General features: G+C 52.4%; 1 protein-coding gene. It reads right to left on the bottom strand.

The features are described from left to right. Positions 1-44: 44 nt before the first annotated feature. On the bottom strand, positions 45-722 hold the full coding sequence (locus BTM36_RS30085; protein ID WP_368730708.1) for a deaminase: 678 nt from the start codon (positions 720-722) through the stop codon (positions 45-47). Between the last annotated feature and the right edge of the window lie 487 nt (positions 723-1,209).

The following is a 1,209-nucleotide window of genomic DNA, read 5'->3' as shown; positions in this document are numbered from 1 at the left end:
TGATTAGTTCGCAAAATTCAGTTCAGTTCAGTTCAGTCACTCAGTCATGTCCAAGGCCTCGGCAGCGCAGCAGCTACATCTTCCGCCGCCCCTGGGGGCTGCCGGTGCGCTTCCACGACTTCCGCGCCCTGCTGGAGGTGTCCGAGCCGGACTTCCTCGAGTTCCACCAGAGCGCGAAGGACATGGACCTCGACCTCGGCGAGTTCTTCGCCCCCGGGGAGAAGCTCGAGCAGTTCTTCACCGTGCACGCCCCGGACTTGTACCCGGGCGACTTCCTGATCGACCTGGCCTCCCCAAACGAGGCGGTCTGTGAGCGGTCGATCCACGAGGTGCAGCGCGTGGTGGACCTGGCCCGCGATCTGCGCGAGCCCTTCATCTGCGAGCAGGCCCCGATCGCGGCGGTCACCACGGGCGCCTTCCTGCCGGACCGGCCCGCGCGCCCCGAGCACCGCCGGCCAACAAGGAAAATGTGTTACATAAATATCTGCGTTATCCGTAGGTACTCCAAATTTAGCGCATTGTAATAGTGCATTAGCCTCGGCATGAACGGTTCTTACACAATGGCCATCTACTACAAGACACCCTTCATCAATACAATGAACGCCTCCTGAAACACTTCCATTATAACCACCAGCTATAATACGTTTATCCCGTACAATGGTAGCACCTACCATTAGTCTTGTACATGTACTTCTTAATGAAAGAAGATGACTTTGAGCCATAAAATATTGATCCCAAGAAATTCTATCCATATATATCCCCTCTATCTGTAATATTACATGTTAAGTTTACATTTCGTTACGAAAGCCCGTCAATCATCATTTTGAAGGAGATAATCAGGCTTCCCGTCGTAAATCTCATTGAACCGCCAGCCCTCAATGCTGCCGGAAAAAAAGCCTTTTCCGAGTATGAAACAACGCAGCGATATGAAAAAGCCTTTGCCACCGATCCGGACGGAGACTGGGGCGCTGCATACTGGGCCAGAAACAGTCAGGAAGCTGCCGCAACGGCGCTTAATATCTGTACAAAGGAACAACGGAAAGGGGCACCTCAATGCACTCTGTACGCTATCAACAATAATTACGCCGCAGAGAAAAGACACTGAAATAAGCGGATAGAACCGCGGTCCTTGCGCTTGTACGACATTAGGTTTATTCCTTGCTCAGAGTGGATATCCTTCCTTCTGGCTCTATCCGCTAAGTGCTTGGA

Source organism: Herbaspirillum sp. VT-16-41 (assembly GCF_001994935.1).
GTDB classification, from domain to species: Bacteria; Pseudomonadota; Gammaproteobacteria; order Burkholderiales; family Burkholderiaceae_D; genus Herbaspirillum; species Herbaspirillum frisingense.
The sequence above is the reverse complement of the archived record's forward strand: the minus strand, read 5'-3'. Positions and strand labels throughout refer to the sequence as shown.

Bases quoted from the DNA above. Each gene is read 5' to 3' on its own strand.
- BTM36_RS30085 (WP_368730708.1), bottom strand. From the start codon at position 722: ATGGCTCAAAGTCATCTTCTTTCATTAAGAAGTACATGTACAAGACTA.